Source organism: Psychromarinibacter sediminicola (assembly GCF_029168335.1).
GTDB classification, from domain to species: domain Bacteria; phylum Pseudomonadota; class Alphaproteobacteria; order Rhodobacterales; family Rhodobacteraceae; genus Psychromarinibacter; species Psychromarinibacter sediminicola.
The window spans coordinates 1-533 of record NZ_JARGYC010000230.1 but is presented as its reverse complement, the minus strand read 5'-3'; the positions used below and the strand labels follow the sequence as shown (position 1 = coordinate 533).

General features: G+C 66.4%; 1 protein-coding gene. It reads left to right on the top strand.

The window, feature by feature from the left end; translation table 11 throughout:
• Nucleotides 1-42: 42 nt before the first annotated feature.
• On the top strand, nucleotides 43-533 hold a 491-nt coding region (locus P1J78_RS25135; RefSeq protein ID WP_275570101.1), incomplete at its 3' end, for an ATP-binding cassette domain-containing protein.

Sequence of the window (533 nt, the reverse complement as noted above, 5' to 3'; positions counted from 1 at the left end):
GGACGATCCGTTTCTACGCCGGAGCAACAAGGAGAGCATCGCGTGAGCGAAGCCGAGCCCCTGCTGAATCTGCAAGGCATCACCAAGAACTTCGGTGCCATCGAGGCGCTGCGCGGCATAGACCTGTCGGTGCGTCGCGGCGAAGTGGTCGCGCTGCTGGGCGACAACGGCGCCGGCAAGTCGACGCTGGTCAAGATCATCGCCGGCGGGCTGCCCCCCACCGCCGGGCGGATCGCCTTCGACGGGCAGGAGCGCCACTTTGCCTCGCCCGCCGAGGCGAAGACGGCCGGGATCGAGACCGTCTACCAGGACCTGTCGCTCTGCACCAACGCGGACGTCGTGGCGAACTTTTTCATGGGACGCGAGATCACCCGGAAGGTGCTGGGCATCCCGGTCCTGCAGGAACGCGAGATGGAGCGGATCGTCTCCGACGCCCTCGCCGACGCGGGCACAAGCATTCCCTCGCTGCGCACGAATGTCGAGCATCTGTCCGGCGGACAGCGCCAGGCGATCGAACTCAACCGCTTCGTTCA